Here is a 17,824-nt window from a genome sequence, read left to right as displayed (position 1 = left end):
TGCGGATGATTCCCTACTGCTGCCTCCCGTAGGAGTCTGGACCGTGTCTCAGTTCCAGTGTGGCCGATCACCCTCTCAGGTCGGCTACGCATCGTCGCCTTGGTAGGCCGTTACCCCACCAACTAGCTAATGCGCCGCGGGCCCATCTCACAGTGTTAGGATAAATCCCAACTTTTACAATCGGACCATGCGGTCCAATTGGTCATCCGGTATTAGCTCCGGTTTCCCGGAGTTATCCCAGTCTGTAAGGCAGGTTGCCCACGTGTTACTCACCCGTCCGCCGCTGATCTCATAAGAGCAAGCTCTTAATTGATCCGCTCGACTTGCATGTATTAGGCACGCCGCCAGCGTTCGTCCTGAGCCAGGATCAAACTCTCCAATAAAGTGTTGAGCTTGATGTTCTGACATCAAAACCAGTTAAACTGGCTAATTTAAAAATTCATTGACGGGATATTTGATCTGTCGTATAAATACGACGTCCATATCCCACTTCGCTTGGCTTTTTGTTTAGTTTTCAAAGGTCAAAATTTCAGTTTGTTGTTTCAGTGACAACTCTTATATTATATCAAAATAACATTTTGCTGTCAACAACTTTTTTCGAAGTATTTTTATCGGTCGTTTTTAGCGACAAAAATAATCTTATCATTTTCCAACACCAAAGTCAACAACTTTTAAAAACATTTTGTTAAGCAATGTTTTGTTGTGTTAACGACCTTGGATACTTGGATAAATAATATAACAATTTAACAAAGAATCTGCAATGACTAAATTATGGAAATTAATTATACTTTATAGCCATTTACAAAGGATGTACCTTTTGGATAAGGACAATCATTTTATTGGGAACTTATTTTTTCATCTATTTCAACAGAAATCAAACATTTTTTTACTAACGAGAAGGGAAGAATATATAATAGAAGAAAAAAATTTCAAGTAATAACCTATTATTTTCATTAAACTGTTTTAGATATTATTTAATAAGGGATAAAAATAAAATTTACTATTAATGGAATAGAACCTTACATACATGTTGACCTTCATCCCTCACTTCCTTAAAATAATGAACTAATATACAATCTTTCCATTAAATAAACTAGCTTCTCTAAATAATGATAAAAAGGAGACAATATTATGAAAGGAACAACTACAATAGAACAACTCCGAAGAAGAATAGCTGTTGCTGGACGAAACCACCCAGCTGATCTCGTTATAAAGAATGGTAAAATCATTGATATATTCAATCTAGAAATACTCGACCATAATCAAATTGCTATTGTCGATGGTACCATAGCAGCAATCGGCCCAGGTCCATACGAAGGGAATCATATCATAGATGCTAATGGCAGCTATATCGCACCAGGCTTTATAGATGGCCACGTACATATTGAATCTTCCATGGTCACACCAACAGAGTTCGCCAAAGTCGTCCTCCCACATGGAGTAACAACAGTCATTACTGATCCACACGAGATCGCCAACGTATCAGGTTCCAAAGGCATACAATTTATGCTTCAAGACGCAGAGAATACCCTTCTCGATATCTTTTTTATGCTTCCATCCAGTGTACCAGCTACATCCTTCGAAAATGCCGGAGCTGTACTAAAAGCAAACGATCTGGAACCATTATTTTCCCATCCAAAAGTAATAGGACTAGCAGAAGTAATGGATTTCCCTGCCGTTAGGAACAACGACGAACAAATGATCCACAAGCTCATAACAGCAGCAAATCACACAAATAACATCGACGGACATGCAGCCGGATTAGACCTCCATGGAATTAACATTTACCGAGCAGCAAGCATTAAAACGGATCACGAATGCATCACAGCCGAAGAAGCGAAGGAACGCCTCCGCAGAGGAATGTACATCATGATCCGTGAAGGTTCCACCGCAAAAAACCTAGAAGCACTCATCCCAGTCGTCCACAAAGGAAATTCGAGACGCTGCTTCTTCTGCACCGACGACAAACATCTAGACGATTTAATGAACGAAGGAAGCATCAACCATAACATCCGCCTAGCCATCAAACAAGGCCTAGACCCAATCATCGCCATCCAAATGGCCACCCTAAACGCAGCAGAATGCTACGAACTAAACACCAAAGGCGCCATCGCCCCAGGCTACGCCGCAGACATGGTCTTTTTAGATGACTTGAAAAAAATAAAGATTCTTAAGGTACTAAAGGAAGGAAAGATCATTGCAGAAAATGGAAAGCTTCTGCAAAAAGTTAATATGCAACCATCAACAAGTACAGCATTAACCAATACAGTGATTTTGCCTGAAATAACGGAAAAACATCTTCAAATCCCAATAAAAGATCCTAACAAAGCAATCATGATCGGGATTATTCCAAACCAAATCATTACGAAAAAGCTACTAGAAAAAGTGGAAATAACGGCAGAAGGTCATTTCATAGCTTCGATCCAGAAAGACCAGTGTAAAATGGCGGTAATCGAGCGCCATAAAAGGACAGGAAACATCGGTTTGGGAATTGTTAAAGGTTTAGGATTAAAAAAAGGAGCCATAGCTACCACCGTAGCTCACGACTCCCACAATCTTATAGTTGCAGGTACAAACGACAAAGATATGCTAAAAGCCATTTCAGAAATTAACAAGATGAAGGGTGGACTTGTGGTTATAAAGGAGGGAAAAGCGATCGGTTCCATTCCATTAGAAATAGCCGGACTTATTTCTAAGAAAGATTATGAAACGGTAAACAATGAGCTCCAAGCCTTGCATGATGCTTTACACGAAATTAGTCCAAACACAGGGTTTAATCAATTTCTAACTTTATCGTTCCTAAGCCTCCCAGTTATTCCGGATTTAAAACTGACAGACACAGGCCTCTTTGATGTCGTCCAATTTAAACATATTTAAAAATTAGGAAGACGGTTCCCAAGATTCTACTAACCTAAAGGGATCGTCTCCTGAATTTCTTTTGCAGCCCGTTCTCCCGATGCAAGTGCCCCTTCCATATATAAGCGCCATTCCAATGCCGTTTCACTCCCCGCAAAATGAATGGGGCCTATTGGTTTTAGAAATGAATCTTTAAACTTGGTTAATTGACCTGGACTAAAATGTACCCCATATCCCCCTACAATGAAGGGATCCCCCAACCAATTTTTGTCCATATAACAAATGGGTGATTTTGCTTCTTCCCCATACAATTTGATTAATAGCTTTATCACTTTTTCCCGCCGTTCAGACTCTGTCAACTTTTCAAATGACTTCCCTTCATTTCCAGCAACTATAACAGTTAAAATACCTGCTTCCTCATTTATGGAGCTGTCTACTGTCATGTAGACAGGCCCTTCTCCCACATAGGTGGTGCCGCTAAGTCCTTTTTCCCTCCAAAATGGTCTAGAGTAAATAACGAAACATTTAATTACAAAAGATGGACTAACGGATTCTATAAATTGTTTGTTTAGCATAGGTAATGGAGGGTCGAAGTGAATACAACGGTAGGTTGGAGGAGGAACTGTAAGAATGACCGTTTTACCTGTCCATTCTTTTCCTTTACTATAAACAGTTACACTATCTTTTTTCCAGTGTATTGCTTCCACCACTACTCCTATATGTAAACAATGTTGAAGCTCGTTACTAAGATGCTCAACTAAACGTTGGCAGCCTTCTTTCAACCAAAACGCTTCTCCAGTTAAAATATTATTTATGGAACCTGCAGTATGTATACACCATAATAAATCAAGTAATGATACATCTTCTAAGGTCTTACATAGCATTTCCTCCAATTTACGTCTAACTAACAGTTTACCAGTATCCGTTCGCAGTTCCTGGTTATGAAAGTCTTCAACTGATTGACTATCAAGGAATTCGGCATTTTGAGCTTCCCACGGGGCATTAACTGGAATTCTTTTGGCCAACTTCTCTAATTTTCTTTTGAATCGAAGAATATCCACCAACATTCTTAATGAAAATGGGTTGGTTTGAACTTCATTAGACATATTTATTTTGTAATATAAGGACTTCCCTTTTTTGTATGTTGGAGAAAGCTTTAGTTTAGCTTCTGCTATCAAAGAATGAACCCGATAATGTGTGGGAGCAATCCATTGTGCCCCCAATTCAACACGCCCACCATTATAAGGAAAAGATAATACCCTTCCACCAACTCTACTCTGACCCTCTAATATAATTACATTATAACCAGTTTTCGTTAGCTCCTTTGCAGCATAAAGACCAGCAAGACCGGCCCCCACAATAATGACATCAATCATTAAACTTTTCACTCCATGAAAACATTTTTTCTAGTTTACCCAAAAACAATCCTCTCGACTTAAATTTGACAGGATATTACTTTTTTTCTATACTTAAAAGTGACATAGTATATATAGCAACTAATTTTTTAATGGGGGATTCTTTTGAAGTTAACGTTTCAGGATTATATTAGTATTAAAATACATAAAACAGATTTAAATTTAACCCGTTTTGTTAAAGCTAAATTGGAACCGTTTAATCTTGCTCCAGAACAAAACTTAATTATGATGCTTCTTTGGGAAAAAGATGGTTTATCACAGAACCAATTGGTGGAAACGTTAAATAAGGACAAAACTAATATTGCACGTATGGCTGCTAGCTTAGAGAAAAAAGGCTTTATTAAAAGGTATAACTGCGATAAGGATCGACGATCTGTGAGACTTTACCTAACTGACACAGGAAGGAATCTCGGAAACGAAGTTATTCCGATAGCAGAAGAATTCGATGCCATCGTATGTAATGGAATTTCAAAGGAAGAGCTTAAGCAAATGGAAAAAATTTTGAGAAAAATGAACCAAAATGTAGAAAAACTTTTATAAGCTTTCTACAGGGTATATAGTTGCTATAACAACATAAATCCCTCATGCCCTTTAGTTGCTGCAACAACAAATTTATTTTCCTTTCATGATACATAATAGATGTAACTAGAGGAAGCCTTTTCACTCCTCTATTTATATAAATTAAAATTAGCAGATGGAGGTTTTATAAAAATGTATGATATTGCTATTATTGGAGCTGGTCCTGCAGGAGCAAGTGCAGCATTATTTGCAGCAAAGGCTGGTAAAAAGACTTTAATAATTGATAGTGGAAAGAGTATGACTCAACGAGCCTGGCTAGAAAACCATTATGGTGTCTCTGAAATATCTGGACCGGATTTAATTGAAACAGGAAAAGAACAAGCAAGAAAATTTGGTGCTGAAGTTATTCAAGACACTGTTGTGGATATTACCCCTGAAGATGCAGGATATAAACTTCAAGGTGAAAACCAAGAAATTACTGCCAAACATGTTTTACTTGCCACAGGTGTTTCAACAGATCTTGCTGAAAAAATTGGTTTAAACCTAATTCCAGGAACGGAGCCGAGAATTAAAACGATCATTCAAGTGGACAATGATGGAAAAACGAACAAAAAAGGGATTTGGGCTGCTGGCACTGTTGCAGGTGTCAGTGTACACACGATTATTACGGCAGGAAATGGTGCGGAAGTTGCCATTAATATCATTAGTGAATTAAATGGGGAACGATACGTTGACCATGATTTACTTAAATAATTTATTAAAAGGGAACATCCAAGCTTCCTTTTGTTGTTAATGGAACACCCCATACTAAAAATATATTATTTTATTAAACTTTCGATTTGACAATACCTCCACTCATATTTTATACTAGCACTTGTATTTTAGTATGTATAGCAACCATTATCAAAAAATGGATAGAAACACTCATATTTTTATCAAATTAAAGTTGCTACAACAACCATACAATATAATTCAGGAGGTATTATCAATGTCAAAAGTATTGTTTATTAAAGCTAATTCAAGGCCAATCGAACAAGCGGTGAGTGTGAAGTTATACCACACTTTCTTTGATCAATATAAAGAGTCAAATCCAGAAGCTGCTATTTCAGAGCTTGATTTGTTTGAGGAGAACTTACCTTACTACAATAATGATATGATGAATGGTATGTTCAAACTTGCCAAAGGTATGGAATTAACGGATGCTGAAAAAGAAGCAACTGAACTAGTTAACAAATATTTAAACCAATTCCTTGAGGCGGACAAAATTGTTATCGCCTTTCCACTCTGGAACTTTACTGTGCCAGCTGTTTTACACACTTACTTTGATTATTTAGCACAAGCCGGTAGAACGTTCCGTTATACACCAGAAGGCCCAGTTGGTTTACTGAACGACAAAGAAGTTGTCTTATTAAATGCTAGAGGTGGAATTTATTCTGAAGGCCCTGCACAGTCCGTTGAAATGGCCGTTAACTATGTGAAAACAATGTTAAACTTCTGGGGTATTCAAAACATTACTTCTGTTATTATTGAAGGACATAACCAATTCCCAGATCAAGCGGGGCAAATTATTGAAAAAGGTTTAACAGAAGCTGCGAGTCTAGCAAAGGATTTTTAAAGATAGAACCGTTACTAAAACAAGGGATGGCATAGCCTATCCCTTGTTTTGTTGTATGTAACTATTTTGCTTCTATTACATATGGAAAACATGGGAATTTTAGATCAATACTTACCCTGTCCGGCTTAAAAATGTAGTCTTTTTTACTATTTATTCCTATAACCTTACCATTGTTTAATCCACTTCCATCATAATAAGCTGGTGAATTCTCTCTTTTTGTCATTTGCTTTCCCCCTGAGTTATTAATAAAAAATAATCCCCTTCTATTTTAACATATATTTCCTTATTCCAAAGCTTAAAATAGGAAAAAATACTCATTAAAAAAGAAGGTACGATTTCCAAGAATACCTTCGTATTTACATGGATTTGTCGTACCCCTAAATGCTTATTTATGCAGTCTCTACCTTTTTATCATTTTGCTTAACTAGTGCTTTCTCCTCCCATTTTCTACTTCTCCAGCGATACCATAGGGCTAGTCCTCGTAACCATTCATCGGCTATGAAAGCAATCCAGATACCGATTAATCCCCATCCCATATAAATACCAAATAAATAATACATTGGAACACTTAGTCCCCAAATAATCAGCACGGAGACGAGCATTAAATAACGAGCGTCCCCCGCTGCTTGTAATGTGGCACCATAAACAAGATTAAAGCACCTTCCAGGCTCAAGTAAAAATCCCATTAAAAGCAACATGGTACCCATTTTTATAATCTCTGGGTCATTCGTGAATATCCCCATTAACGGATCCCTAACTAATACTATAATGGTTGTCATTCCTAAAGCGAGAAGGATACTCCAACGAACGTTTCGTACTCCCTCCCTAAAGGCTTCTTCCATTTTCCCTGCACCAATGAGATGACCAATGATAATTTGTGATCCTCTTCCAAGGGAAATTCCTAACACCATAATAAATAACAATATATTAATAGTATAGATTCTAGTTGCCAACATTTGTGTTCCAAGTAAAGTAATAATTGCTGTCGTAACTATTTGACTGCTTGAATAAGAAATAATTGTCATGGATGACGGAATACCAATACTAAAAACTTTCTTCAAGCGTTCTTTTTGTAATTCAATAAAGTCATTCCAAGTTAACTTCAAATTCACTCGATAATAAAGGACGAGGGCAAAGGCGATCAGTGCTAAAAACTGACTGAAAGCAGTGGCAATTGCTACACCTGGTACTCCCCATTGAGGAAACCCAAGTGCTCCATAAATAAATAAATAATTTCCAATAATATTAATGATGTTCATTCCACCACTAACAAACATTGTTTCCTTCGTAAAACCGTGAGTTTGAATGATCATGGACATAGTTACACTCATTGCCTGAAAAACAAGGGCAGACCCAACAATTATAAGGAAAATCCTTGCTTGATCAAAAAGTGCCGGTTCTAACTGAAATAAACCTAATAGTTGCCTACTAAAAACAATCAAGATTGTAGCGACCAGTATTCCAAAGCCGAAATTAATTAGAATACCATTTCCAGTATACTTCTTAATTTCATCAAATTTCTTTGCTCCTAAATATTGTGCTACCACCACAGAAGTACCTGTAGCAACAAATTGGAATAGAAAAAACATAAACATAATAATTTGATTAGCTACTCCTACGGATGCTACCGCTTCATCGGAAACCCTACTTAACATAAACGTGTCGGCAGTCCGTAAAGACATGTGTAATAGTGATTCTATAAAAATCGGCCAAGTAACGGCGATAATAGATAATTTTTTCACTTGCGAATTAGTCATAATGATCCCTTTCCAGTTTTAAAGTATAGAAGCACAAAAGAACAAGCGGCCTAGCTAGACCACTTTTTAATTGATTAATATTTTTATGAATTAATTAACACAAACAAATCGATACTATATATATTACTAAACATCTTATGATATTGAAAGGATTTCGTGGGAATAGTTTGGAATTTAATTTATTGATGTATTGATTATAAAACAACTACATTGCATCAAATAAAAAGAAGAATGGAAAATGCCCCATCCTTCAACAGTTAAGGTACTTCCGTATATATAACCAAGGCGTCATTGCACATATCTTCATCCGTAATAGTAGAAGTAAACTTGATATCGAGTACGAAAACATCATTTTTCTTCAACCAGTCATTAATATCATCATCAATATATGTCCCATCGGAATCAAAATGTTTTACCTTTATTTCATTAGATCTACCGAGACCCTTTCTAGCCATCGTATAGTCCCCCCTATATTCAAATTCCTACTATCATTTATATAATTCAAAATCGAATCAAATGCATAAATGTGTACAATAAGATGAATTTAATACGGTAATGTATCCCTTAACAGAAATCATATTAAAATAAAAAATCCTCACTTATGAGTACGGTTGCTCACAGTAAGGATTTATTTATGGAAAAATCTTTGGGCCTACCCCCAATAAAACATAGGAACCAGCCCTTATACACTCCATCTATTAATCTAGTACTCTTATTTGTACAGCCCTTACACCGAAGTTTATTACATCGTTGCGATCTGGCATAAAGATATCAATCTTACGACCATTGATGGCTCCACCAATATCCGCCGCCAAAAATGTACCATAGCCTTGTACTTCTACCATAGATCCTAAAGGAATGACATTTGGATCCACCGCAATGACCTGGGCATCAGGATTAGCCCTCAAATCAATACCTGTAAATGTTATCCCTGAACAGCCTGTGCAATAGGCAGTATATGCTGTTGCAATAAACGTTTCCCAATTTGCATTATTAGAAGAACTTGTACTAGATGGACTCTCCGTATTGTTTTCATTTTCACTTTCGTTGTTAGAGTTGGATTCTCTTTCCGCTTCCTCTCTAGCTTTTGCCTCACTTGCCGCTTGGCGTTCAGCTGCAAGGCGTACTTCTTCCTGTAGCCTTGCTTCTTCCTGAAGACGAACCTCCTCTGCGATACGGCTTCGAATCTCATCTTCTTGTGAAGCTAAATTTTCATCTTCCGCCATTAACTGACTAATGAGTCTCTCATGTTCTGCCTCATTAGCCTTCACCTCGTCCATAAGGCCAATCGTTTTTTCTCGCTGTTCTAGTATGTCTTCATTCAGAATCTGAAGGATTAATAACTGGTCGTCCAGTTCAAGTAGCGTCTCTTCATATTCCCCCTGCACTTCCAGTAAATTATGCTGGTTCGTCTCTAATTGTTCGATAAAATTACTATCGGCCTGTGCAATTCTAGAGATCATAAATAAGCGGCTGACAAAATCACCAAAGCTCTCCGCACCAAGTATTACTTCAATGAAAGAAACATTATCCGTGCCATTTCTTTGATAAGAGACAGCACGATCCTTTAATAGTTCATTACGTTGATCAATATCTTCTTGAAACAGTTCAATGTCAGCCTCTAACCCTTTGACCTCCAGTTTATTTTCAATGATCTTCTCTTCTACCTTTACAATCATTTCCTCATTTCTGGCAATGGAATTGTTGAGGTTAGAGAGTTCTCGATTTAATTCATCAATTCTACTTACTAAATTGACTAAAGCAGACTCTGCTTCAGATATCTGAGACTGGATTTCTTCTCTCTCCTGCTGAATCTGTTCTTCTTCTTCCTCCAACTCCTCCGTAGCAAAGGTTCCAGCAGCTACAACAAAACAAGCTATGCCGATAAACAGTGCTGTAATTATGTACTTTTTAAGCACACTATCTTCCCCCTAAGAGTTATTTAGTGTTTCTATTTTTTATAAATCAAAAACTGGTACAACTTATGATAACAAACAAACATAACAAACTAGTAAAACAAATATTATAATTTTGTAACAAAACTATAAATAGGGTTTAACAGCCAAAGAACGGAATCGTCTCCAAGTCTTCCTATATAATAAAGGTAACTAGTAGATATAACGTTGTAGTGATTCCTGCTGCTATTAACGCAGGTTTTAGTTTATACTTCGCATAGTCTATCACCGTCAAACCGAGAATCTTGGCGATAGTATTTGTGTCGTCACTTAATGGTGATGCAAAAGCTCCAAATGATCCGCTAGCAAATACAGCGCCTACCACTAGTGGTAAAGAAACATCCCCAACTAACGCCATAGATACACCTAACGGCATGAGAATTCCCCATGTCCCCCATGCTGAACCGATAAAATAAGAAACGGCAGCACCAAACACAAAAATCAATGGTGCAATAAACATTTGAGGAATCCACCCTGTATGTGCAGTAACAAATCCAGAGAAACCTAAATCATCCGTAATGGACGATAATCCCCAAACAATAGATAAGAGCAAGATGACAGACATTAACTCATTGCCTCCTTCAATAAAGCCACTAATTAAATCACTCAATTTGAATCGCTGTATCAAATAGAGGACAAAAGATAACAAAATTGTAATTAATAATGCCACAACCATAGCATCCAATACTTCCGCTTCAATAAATGCTTGAAGAAAGCCCACTCCTTCTGATTGCCCATCCCACCAGGTCAAAAATAATGTTAGTCCAATAACCATGATTAATGGCAGTAAAAGGTTCAGTGGTTTGATCGGTAGTTCCGTTGCCACTGCAGGGTGACACTCATGCCAGTCCTCTTCTTCCTCCTCTACCGCCTCTTCATTGATTTCCATAGGAGCATCTACCTTTTCCTTAGACTTATGGAAAAAACTTAAGTAAACCCCTAACAAAATCATAACAATGGAAAAAAAGTTAAAGGGGATGCTTTGAATAAAAAGATCATAAGGGTCCAATGTCATTCCTTGATTTTCCGTCGCTATTTGAATAATAGAAACCATGTATCCAACGAATGCCGTTGCCACAGGAATTAACACGATGACAGGTGTTGCCGTAGTTTCAATGACAAAGCCCAATTCGGCAGTGGACATCTTTACTTTTTTCAATAATGCCCTCATGATAGGTGCAATGGTCACAAAGCGAAATGTAGGAGCTGCAAAGGTACCAATAGTAGAAACATATGTTAATGCAAGAGCCTGCTTCCTCGTTTGAATCTTCTCTGCAGCCTTCTCCACAAAGCCCCGAATTCCTCCTGTCATTTTAATCATTCCAACAAGTCCAGAAAAAGCATATAAAAAAACAACTATTTTTATGTTGTTTGTATCAATCAACGCCTGAACTACATACACAAACATGGCTTGTACACCACCAAGAATCGTAGGTTCCAGTAAATAGGATCCAACTAATAAGCCAAGGAAAAGTGCAGGAAGCACTTGCTTTGTGTATATTGCTACAGGTATAACTACTAAAAACGGTACAATAGAAAGCCAACTTCCTTCCATTTCTATCACTCCAGCCTAAGGGAAAAATTATGGATTCACTTAAAAAAATTGTACCTTCATATGTTGTGATACAAATGGAAAATTATACTTTTCCTTTCAAAGGGTGATGTTAATCAAATTTAAAAGTAAATATGGAATATTTTCAAATGAACAAGGTAAAAGTTGTTAATACAACATCAATTGTTTTAAAATAGTAAAAAGGATATGAATTTAGGACGAGTTATTAGTATCACCCCATTAACAACTAGGGTATCAATTGCATAGGATAGCTCTTATCGCATGCATAATACCCCTTAAATAATAAAAAATAAATTTTTTATAAGAGGAGGCAGTTAATTGAGTACTGATAAGAAATTGCAAAAAGAAGCATTACATATGCTTAAACAGACGAGCAGAACCTTTTACATACCGATTACCCTATTAGAACCTACCTTAAAAAAGACTGTGTCATCTGCTTATCTTTGCATGCGAGCCATCGATGAAATCGAGGATCATGTCTTGCTAAGCTCAACTACAAAGCAGCATTTACTTCGGGAAACAGCCAACCTATTGAAAAGGCCCTTTGATAACGAAGCATACCTGCACTTAGTGGAACCTTATAAACAGCTCCTCCCTGAGGTGACATTGAAAATGGGCAACTGGATATCCACTTGTCCGTCAGGTATCGTCCAGAAGGTTCAAGACTCCACAAGTATTATGGCAAACGGCATGGCCGATTGGGTAAAAAAGAATTGGCATATCCAAAGTAAAGAAGACTTAAACGACTATACGTACTACGTAGCCGGATTAGTTGGTGTAATGCTGTCTGATATTTGGGAATGGCGAGACGGTACAAAAACGGATCGGGAATTAGCTATTGCGTATGGACGCGGCTTACAAACTGTGAACATTTTAAGGAATATCCAGGAGGATAAGGAACGAGGAGTTTCTTTTATACCTGAGGAATGGTCCATCCATGACACCTTTGAGTATGCTGAAAAAAATTTAGCCCTAGGGAATGAATACATGAAAGATATTAACAGTAAGAGTGTCCTTCTATTCTGTAAAATCCCACTGGCACTAGCAAACAAAACTTTGAAAGCCCTTAAAAGCGGGAAAGAGAAAATGACCAGGGCAGAAGTAGAAATGATTGTAGAAGAGATAAAAACAAGTTAGCTAGAAAAAGGCATGAACTGCTCATGCCTTTTTCTGATTCTTATTTATATTTCCATACATTTCGTTTAATAAGTTTTTAAACACATAGGATAGACTTTAATGCTCGATAATTAGAGTTAAAGAATTACCCTTTTATCAAATGTTTGTTCATGTTTAAAAATGTTTTGGAGAAAATAAAAATTAATAAATCCTACAAAAATAGATAAAAACACTTAAAACAAAAAAAAGATATAACAGTAAAGGATGATAATTTATTATGCTTGCCATACTTACAGTTAGGTTACTCTTTGCTCTACCTTGGCTGACTTTAATATTTATGAAGAAAGAAATTATTAAAAGATATACACCAGTGGCAACCTTTTCTGCCTTAATCGTAACGTTACATGGTGAAATGGCCTATACTCAAGAGTGGCTTAAACAAGAAGTTCCGATCACTGATTGGTTAATTACCTTCGTGCCATTTACTTTCGGAAGTTTTCTTATTGGGACCATTTGGATTTTCGCCTTTACCTACGGAAGATTTTGGCTTTATTTAATAGTGAATATACTTGTTGATGCATTTTTCGCTTTCGGTCTACATAAATTCCTTATTGTTCCATTAGGAATTGTTACAGAGCTGAAGCATGGCAGCCTTGAAGTTTTTATTGCCTTTTTGATCATGGCATTGTTCCTTTATGCATATCAACTATGGATAGACAGTGCCCTATTTAGAACTGAAAGTACAAGTAAGGAGAAAGGCTTTAAAGCCCGTTTCCCATATATAATAAGAAATTTAAAATAGAAAAAAGGTACAACGAAGAAGAATAATAAACAAAATGTTCCTTCTCTCGTTGTACCTCTTAGCTGACACCACATATTTCCCCATCCTTTCCAGAATAAATTAATGTATTTTTCCAACCTTGAAATCATAGTTTAGTAGAAAGAAGTCCTTAAACAAATGAAAGGGTGAGGAATATGGATATTCAAGAAAAAATTAATGAACGGACAAACCTTGGAAAAAAACTATTCCTGTACGGCCTATTTGGAGTTATTGTGCTGCTAGGTATAACATTTACGTTCAGTCACCTATTAAAACCATTAACGATGCTGCAAATCCGCTTATCCATTATTGGCATAGGAATTGTATATTGTTTAAGCATTTCGGTATATTTACACTACTTTATAAACAACCTGCAAACGGAAGAAGAAATACCTTCAAAACGAAAGAACGATGTCATTATTGTCTTTAACGGTAAACAGTTGGGTCCAAATGAGCAGTAATTACCTTTTCTCATCCTCTTTCTCCTTAACCCCAAAGGGAGTAGGCTGGTTGATCAAATTCTTCAAATTCCACCCTCTCCTATCACATCACACCCTAATTTCAACAAAAATTCACATTTTGTTAATAATTATTATGACTATTTTCCTAAGAACGATTATAATGGATGTATATTGAAGAGAAGGAGGATAAAATGAGAGAGAAGACAGTTCATCCAACCAATTTTGATTTAAGGGAAATACAAGTGGCACTTTATACGGTGAATCGCCATGCTAAAACAGCAATTGATTCTTCTGAATTATATTATTTGAAGAAGACTGTTTTGAAAAAGCTTGTTCATGAGAAATTTGCAGAAAAAGTTAGTCTAGAGTTTAGTACAAACCCAAGATCAGGACTTCAAAGCTCCGTGGTACTTGTCCGAGTAGGTGCTGCCGACAGTGAACAGCCATTCTTTTTTCACACCTTGGCTGAAAAAGGTGATTTCAAACTGGAACACAGAGGTAAAATCAATCATAATCTTCAGAACCCTCGAGTCCACATGGGCCTAGAAACTGCAAAAAGTATTCTTTATAAATACTTAGGAGAGAAACCCCCGCGCAAAAGAAAACACCCAAACTCTAAAAAGAAACGTCTCGATAATATTTTTATATCATCCTATTTAGATGGAAGAAAAAGATACTAAATAATTTTAAAGCATATACTTTTTTGGACAGGTAAAATCCCCATTGCCAACCGCTGACAATGGGGATTAACTCAAAGCCTTAATCATTTAATGCGTTGGACTTTCTGTCAAAATCTTCTTTAAGAATAGAATATACTGCCATACCCCTAAATCTCCCCTTTATAAAATATTCCTTTCTCAGGACACCTTCTAATCTCATCCCGAGTTTCTGAAGTACTCTTTGGGACTGAACATTCTCTACCATGCAAGGGGCCTTTATTTTGTTTAACTCCATATGTTCAAAACCAAACTCCGTTACTTTCTTTGCTGCTTCAAGAATTAAACCTTTTCCCCAATGTTCTTTAGATAATATAAAACCTATTTCGGCACGGTAATGCCACGGGAACCAAGCAACAAAATCAATAGTACCAATGACTTTTTCGTTCTCTTTTAATTCGATTGCCCAAGGAGCCAGTTTTGCCTCTTCATATTGTTTTAGAATGTATTGGAGAAAGTGATAGGAGTCTTCGATTGATTTATGAGTTTCCCAAGGTACATATTGCGAAACTTCAGGAATAGAAGAATATTCAAACATATCATGGGCATCCTCAATACGAAATTTCCTAAGTATAATTCTATCTGTCTCTAATGTTGGCAAATCATGAAATATATCTGAGATTTTCAATTACTAACACCCTCTCCCATTTAATCTTACTTTTTAATTTATATCATCACTTTCTTTTGCTTTCTTGCTATAGACATTAAATCCCAAGAAGATGGCTGCAATTAGAACTAATGTGAACAACAATGGTAACGGACTTTTTCCTTCACCAGGTTCTCCAAAAAGAAAATTTAATAGATCATGAAAAGGACCAGAGTTTCCGAATAATGGAGGAAGAACGAAAGCTCCTATACATAATCCCATAATAAATAGTAGTCTACGCTTGCGTTTTTTAATTAAATACTTATGATCTACCTTCTCACAGAAATTTGAGATTTTGAGATAAAAGTTATTGTTGAATTGATATTTTTGGGCAATGAGGAATGTCATGATCGGATGTATTACCATTGATAAACCTAATAAGATTAGTAGGAAAATATTCACAGTTCCATTTAATAATCTATCACCAATTACAGCTGCTAAAATAAAAATAACCAGGAAAAAGTAACTAATATTAGAACTTTTATCGGATATCCGTTTCCCCAATTCTTCTTCTAACAGGATCCCATCCTTATCTTTTTAAGAGCCCCAAGTTATCGTATAAAAGAAAAACATAATAAAGGTACTAAGGAAGAAAATATCGTTAAATCCAATTATTTCGCCAACGCTTACTTTATAAATCATATAAACTATCAATCCAAGACTTCCTAAACCAAGCAATATACCAATCACTTTACGAATATTCATTTGTCTCAACACCTCCATTTAAGAATAAACGGTCCATCGTAACCCCTAAGTTTCTTGCAATGTCAAAAGCCAATTGCAAACTGGGGTCATACTTGTTGTTTTCAATGGCATTAATGGTCTGCCTGCTCACATTACACAAGTCCGCCAGCTTCCCTTGTGATATGTTTTTTTGTTCACGATATTTTTTAATTTCGTTTTTCATATAGTACACCTTCTATGTAGGTTGAGTGTGTAAAAAATGTTTTACACTTATAGTGTAAAATAATGGCACTTTAATTGTCGAAGATATCTGACAATTAAAGTGCCATTATAACCAATTTTATACAAAGTAAAGCTTGCAATTACAACTCAATTTTTGGATTATGAAAACCAGCGTTTTTCTGGTTCACTAGATAACTCCACAAAGTAGGTGCAGATAACTAAAATTGATAAAACACCAGCTATAAAGGTTATAATTGTAGGGATTAATGAAAAATTTAAAATATTAGTAACTGGAAAGATAAAGAATATAGGAATCGTCACGAAAAACGTCATTTTTCTAGCTTGTTTAGTAAGGTATTGCATATGACCGCAATGGGGGCATTTCATTCCGATGTCGAGTGTAAAACTACTTTTAATGGTTTGTATCCTACTCCATTCCTTTAAACAATTTTGACAAGTAGGCATTTTGTTATTCTTCCTCTCCTATTCGCATTTGTCGTTTCAAAATCATTTAATTTCATTATAACATCTATTCCCAAATCGTAATTATAATAATAAGAGCATGAAAATCCGTCACTAATGGAAATAATATATAAATGTGCTGAGTAGACAATCGCAATTTTAACGAGGTGATTTTACAATGGGTATTCATGTTTACTTACAATCATTATCGAAACTCGAGCGAATTTATCGTGCTCCTGGTGAATTTAAATTTGAGCAGCATAATGTGGCTGCTCATAGCTTTAAAGTAGCACAGTATGCACAACTCTTAGCTACAGTCGAGGAACAAAATGGTACAACAATCGATTGGAAATCCCTTTACGAAAAAGCCCTTAACCATGACTATAGTGAAGTGTTTATTGGAGACATCAAAACACCTGTAAAATATGCAACGCCAGAACTCCGGGAAATGCTTGCACAAGTGGAAGAAGGAATGGCGAAGAAGTTTATTGAAGCGGAGTTTCCTCCTGACTTACTCCCCATCTACCTAGAAAAACTAAAAGAAGGAAAAGACGAAACAATTGAAGGAAGAATCTTAGCCGTAGCAGACAAGATGGATCAAGTATACGAAGCCTACAATGAAATAGAAAAAGGAAATACAGAAAATGTCTATCGGGAAATGTATAAAGAAGCATTACTTGCTATAAGAAAAACCGACCTTCACTGCGTTTCCTATTTTTTTAAACATATCTTGGCGGAAATGCTAGAAGACAACTCCGAAACAACCGAAGGAATTCGTAAAATTACAGAAAAAATATTAAACCAATAATAGATTGGCTTTCGTTGTCAAAGCTATTTTGTGAAAAATCCCCCTAATCAAACTTTTTAGTATGTATTTCATACATAAAATAAGAGTAAAGTCGATATCCAATTGGGATAATTGCTAAAAAAGCAAGCCAAAGATTATCTCCAAAAAACAACCAAAAGGTAGCGGAAATGATGGATAGTATAAAAAGAAAATTACCCCC

At 36.3% G+C, this 17,824-nt stretch carries 19 protein-coding genes and 1 rRNA gene; 9 read left to right on the top strand and 11 right to left on the bottom strand.

Going from position 1 to position 17,824, the window contains the following annotated elements; genetic code table 11:
• Positions 1 to 383 (bottom strand): 16S ribosomal RNA (locus J2S74_RS10935); the annotation flags it as partial.
• Between the two features lie 748 nt (positions 384 to 1,131).
• On the opposite strand from J2S74_RS10935, the gene ade reads away from it, so the two are divergent.
• On the top strand, positions 1,132 to 2,877 hold the full coding sequence (gene ade, locus J2S74_RS10930) for an adenine deaminase (protein ID WP_307325388.1): 1,746 nt from the start codon (positions 1,132 to 1,134) through the stop codon (positions 2,875 to 2,877).
• A 29-nt stretch (positions 2,878 to 2,906) separates the two neighbouring features.
• Here ade and J2S74_RS10925 read toward each other — a convergent pair whose 3' ends face one another.
• On the bottom strand, positions 2,907 to 4,244 hold the full coding sequence (locus tag J2S74_RS10925) for a flavin monoamine oxidase family protein (protein ID WP_307325386.1): 1,338 nt from the start codon (positions 4,242 to 4,244) through the stop codon (positions 2,907 to 2,909).
• A gap of 132 nt (positions 4,245 to 4,376) precedes the next feature.
• On the opposite strand from J2S74_RS10925, the gene J2S74_RS10920 reads away from it, so the two are divergent.
• The 3 genes from J2S74_RS10920 (at position 4,377) to J2S74_RS10910 (ending at position 6,405) form a co-directional block, all read left to right on the top strand.
• Positions 4,377 to 4,811 carry a MarR family winged helix-turn-helix transcriptional regulator gene (locus tag J2S74_RS10920; protein ID WP_307325384.1) on the top strand — a complete coding sequence of 145 codons (435 nt, stop codon included), beginning with the start codon at positions 4,377 to 4,379 and terminating at the stop codon, positions 4,809 to 4,811.
• 171 nt (positions 4,812 to 4,982) lie between these two features.
• Positions 4,983 to 5,543, top strand: a complete 561-nt coding sequence (locus J2S74_RS10915; protein ID WP_307325382.1) for an FAD-dependent oxidoreductase — start codon at positions 4,983 to 4,985, stop codon at positions 5,541 to 5,543.
• Between the two features lie 235 nt (positions 5,544 to 5,778).
• The gene (locus J2S74_RS10910; RefSeq protein ID WP_307325380.1) at positions 5,779 to 6,405 is read left to right on the top strand and encodes an FMN-dependent NADH-azoreductase; all 627 of its coding nucleotides are present in this window, start codon (positions 5,779 to 5,781) and stop codon (positions 6,403 to 6,405) included.
• A 61-nt stretch (positions 6,406 to 6,466) separates the two neighbouring features.
• Here the strand turns inward: J2S74_RS10910 and J2S74_RS10905 are convergent, their stop codons facing one another.
• The 5 genes from J2S74_RS10905 to J2S74_RS10885 all read right to left on the bottom strand — a co-directional run bounded on the left by J2S74_RS10905 (position 6,467) and on the right by J2S74_RS10885 (position 11,672).
• Complete coding sequence (locus tag J2S74_RS10905; RefSeq protein ID WP_307325377.1) at positions 6,467 to 6,628, bottom strand: hypothetical protein; 162 nt, start codon at positions 6,626 to 6,628, stop codon at positions 6,467 to 6,469.
• Between the two features lie 166 nt (positions 6,629 to 6,794).
• Positions 6,795 to 8,147 carry an MATE family efflux transporter gene (locus J2S74_RS10900; protein WP_307325374.1) on the bottom strand — a complete coding sequence of 451 codons (1,353 nt, stop codon included), beginning with the start codon at positions 8,145 to 8,147 and terminating at the stop codon, positions 6,795 to 6,797.
• 272 nt (positions 8,148 to 8,419) lie between these two features.
• On the bottom strand, positions 8,420 to 8,617 hold the full coding sequence (locus J2S74_RS10895) for a hypothetical protein (RefSeq protein ID WP_307325372.1): 198 nt from the start codon (positions 8,615 to 8,617) through the stop codon (positions 8,420 to 8,422).
• 243 nt (positions 8,618 to 8,860) lie between these two features.
• Positions 8,861 to 10,081, bottom strand: a complete 1,221-nt coding sequence (locus J2S74_RS10890) for a PcsB-like coiled-coil domain-containing protein (RefSeq protein WP_307325369.1) — start codon at positions 10,079 to 10,081, stop codon at positions 8,861 to 8,863.
• A 172-nt stretch (positions 10,082 to 10,253) separates the two neighbouring features.
• Positions 10,254 to 11,672, bottom strand: coding sequence for a Na+/H+ antiporter NhaC family protein (locus J2S74_RS10885; protein ID WP_307325366.1), 1,419 nt, complete (start codon positions 11,670 to 11,672; stop codon positions 10,254 to 10,256).
• A gap of 336 nt (positions 11,673 to 12,008) precedes the next feature.
• Between J2S74_RS10885 and J2S74_RS10880 the strand changes: the two genes are divergently transcribed.
• The 4 genes from J2S74_RS10880 to J2S74_RS10865 all read left to right on the top strand — a co-directional run bounded on the left by J2S74_RS10880 (position 12,009) and on the right by J2S74_RS10865 (position 14,767).
• Positions 12,009 to 12,827, top strand: a complete 819-nt coding sequence (locus J2S74_RS10880) for a squalene/phytoene synthase family protein (RefSeq protein ID WP_370875999.1) — start codon at positions 12,009 to 12,011, stop codon at positions 12,825 to 12,827.
• 256 nt (positions 12,828 to 13,083) lie between these two features.
• Entirely contained in the window at positions 13,084 to 13,608 is a 525-nt protein-coding gene (locus J2S74_RS10875) for a hypothetical protein (protein WP_307325364.1), read from the top strand.
• A gap of 173 nt (positions 13,609 to 13,781) precedes the next feature.
• The gene (locus J2S74_RS10870) at positions 13,782 to 14,087 is read left to right on the top strand and encodes a hypothetical protein (protein ID WP_307325362.1); all 306 of its coding nucleotides are present in this window, start codon (positions 13,782 to 13,784) and stop codon (positions 14,085 to 14,087) included.
• A 191-nt stretch (positions 14,088 to 14,278) separates the two neighbouring features.
• Positions 14,279 to 14,767, top strand: coding sequence for a YkyB family protein (locus J2S74_RS10865; RefSeq protein ID WP_307325360.1), 489 nt, complete (start codon positions 14,279 to 14,281; stop codon positions 14,765 to 14,767).
• A gap of 79 nt (positions 14,768 to 14,846) precedes the next feature.
• Here J2S74_RS10865 and J2S74_RS10860 read toward each other — a convergent pair whose 3' ends face one another.
• The 4 genes from J2S74_RS10860 to J2S74_RS10845 all read right to left on the bottom strand — a co-directional run bounded on the left by J2S74_RS10860 (position 14,847) and on the right by J2S74_RS10845 (position 16,820).
• A complete protein-coding gene (locus tag J2S74_RS10860) occupies positions 14,847 to 15,431 on the bottom strand; it encodes a GNAT family N-acetyltransferase (protein ID WP_307325359.1) in 585 nt (194 codons plus the stop codon).
• A 33-nt stretch (positions 15,432 to 15,464) separates the two neighbouring features.
• Positions 15,465 to 15,953: a hypothetical protein gene (locus J2S74_RS10855; protein WP_307325355.1), complete on the bottom strand. Its 489-nt coding sequence runs from the start codon at positions 15,951 to 15,953 to the stop codon at positions 15,465 to 15,467.
• A 187-nt stretch (positions 15,954 to 16,140) separates the two neighbouring features.
• Positions 16,141 to 16,356, bottom strand: a complete 216-nt coding sequence (locus tag J2S74_RS10850; protein WP_307325350.1) for a helix-turn-helix transcriptional regulator — start codon at positions 16,354 to 16,356, stop codon at positions 16,141 to 16,143.
• Between the two features lie 158 nt (positions 16,357 to 16,514).
• Complete coding sequence (locus tag J2S74_RS10845) at positions 16,515 to 16,820, bottom strand: TIGR04104 family putative zinc finger protein (protein WP_307325348.1); 306 nt, start codon at positions 16,818 to 16,820, stop codon at positions 16,515 to 16,517.
• A 175-nt stretch (positions 16,821 to 16,995) separates the two neighbouring features.
• On the opposite strand from J2S74_RS10845, the gene J2S74_RS10840 reads away from it, so the two are divergent.
• Positions 16,996 to 17,625, top strand: a complete 630-nt coding sequence (locus J2S74_RS10840) for an HD domain-containing protein (RefSeq protein WP_307325346.1) — start codon at positions 16,996 to 16,998, stop codon at positions 17,623 to 17,625.
• Positions 17,626 to 17,824 lie beyond the last annotated feature (199 nt).

It is taken from the genome of Evansella vedderi (assembly GCF_030813435.1).
Classification (GTDB): domain Bacteria; phylum Bacillota; class Bacilli; order Bacillales; family Salisediminibacteriaceae; genus Evansella; species Evansella vedderi.
This window is presented reverse-complemented; position numbering and strand designations above follow the sequence as displayed.

Excerpts from the sequence above, each read along its gene's own strand:
- ade (WP_307325388.1), top strand. The coding sequence starts at position 1,132 with ATGAAAGGAACAACTACAATAGAACAACTCCGAAGAAGAATAGCTGTT.
- J2S74_RS10915 (WP_307325382.1), top strand. The coding sequence starts at position 4,983 with ATGTATGATATTGCTATTATTGGAGCTGGTCCTGCAGGAGCAAGTGCA.
- J2S74_RS10910 (WP_307325380.1), top strand. The coding sequence starts at position 5,779 with ATGTCAAAAGTATTGTTTATTAAAGCTAATTCAAGGCCAATCGAACAA.
- J2S74_RS10905 (WP_307325377.1), bottom strand. The coding sequence starts at position 6,628 with ATGACAAAAAGAGAGAATTCACCAGCTTATTATGATGGAAGTGGATTA.
- J2S74_RS10895 (WP_307325372.1), bottom strand. The coding sequence starts at position 8,617 with ATGGCTAGAAAGGGTCTCGGTAGATCTAATGAAATAAAGGTAAAACAT.
- J2S74_RS10885 (WP_307325366.1), bottom strand. The coding sequence starts at position 11,672 with ATGGAAGGAAGTTGGCTTTCTATTGTACCGTTTTTAGTAGTTATACCT.
- J2S74_RS10875 (WP_307325364.1), top strand. The coding sequence starts at position 13,084 with ATGCTTGCCATACTTACAGTTAGGTTACTCTTTGCTCTACCTTGGCTG.
- J2S74_RS10870 (WP_307325362.1), top strand. The coding sequence starts at position 13,782 with ATGGATATTCAAGAAAAAATTAATGAACGGACAAACCTTGGAAAAAAA.
- J2S74_RS10865 (WP_307325360.1), top strand. The coding sequence starts at position 14,279 with ATGAGAGAGAAGACAGTTCATCCAACCAATTTTGATTTAAGGGAAATA.
- J2S74_RS10850 (WP_307325350.1), bottom strand. The coding sequence starts at position 16,356 with ATGAAAAACGAAATTAAAAAATATCGTGAACAAAAAAACATATCACAA.
- J2S74_RS10845 (WP_307325348.1), bottom strand. The coding sequence starts at position 16,820 with ATGCCTACTTGTCAAAATTGTTTAAAGGAATGGAGTAGGATACAAACC.
- J2S74_RS10840 (WP_307325346.1), top strand. The coding sequence starts at position 16,996 with ATGGGTATTCATGTTTACTTACAATCATTATCGAAACTCGAGCGAATT.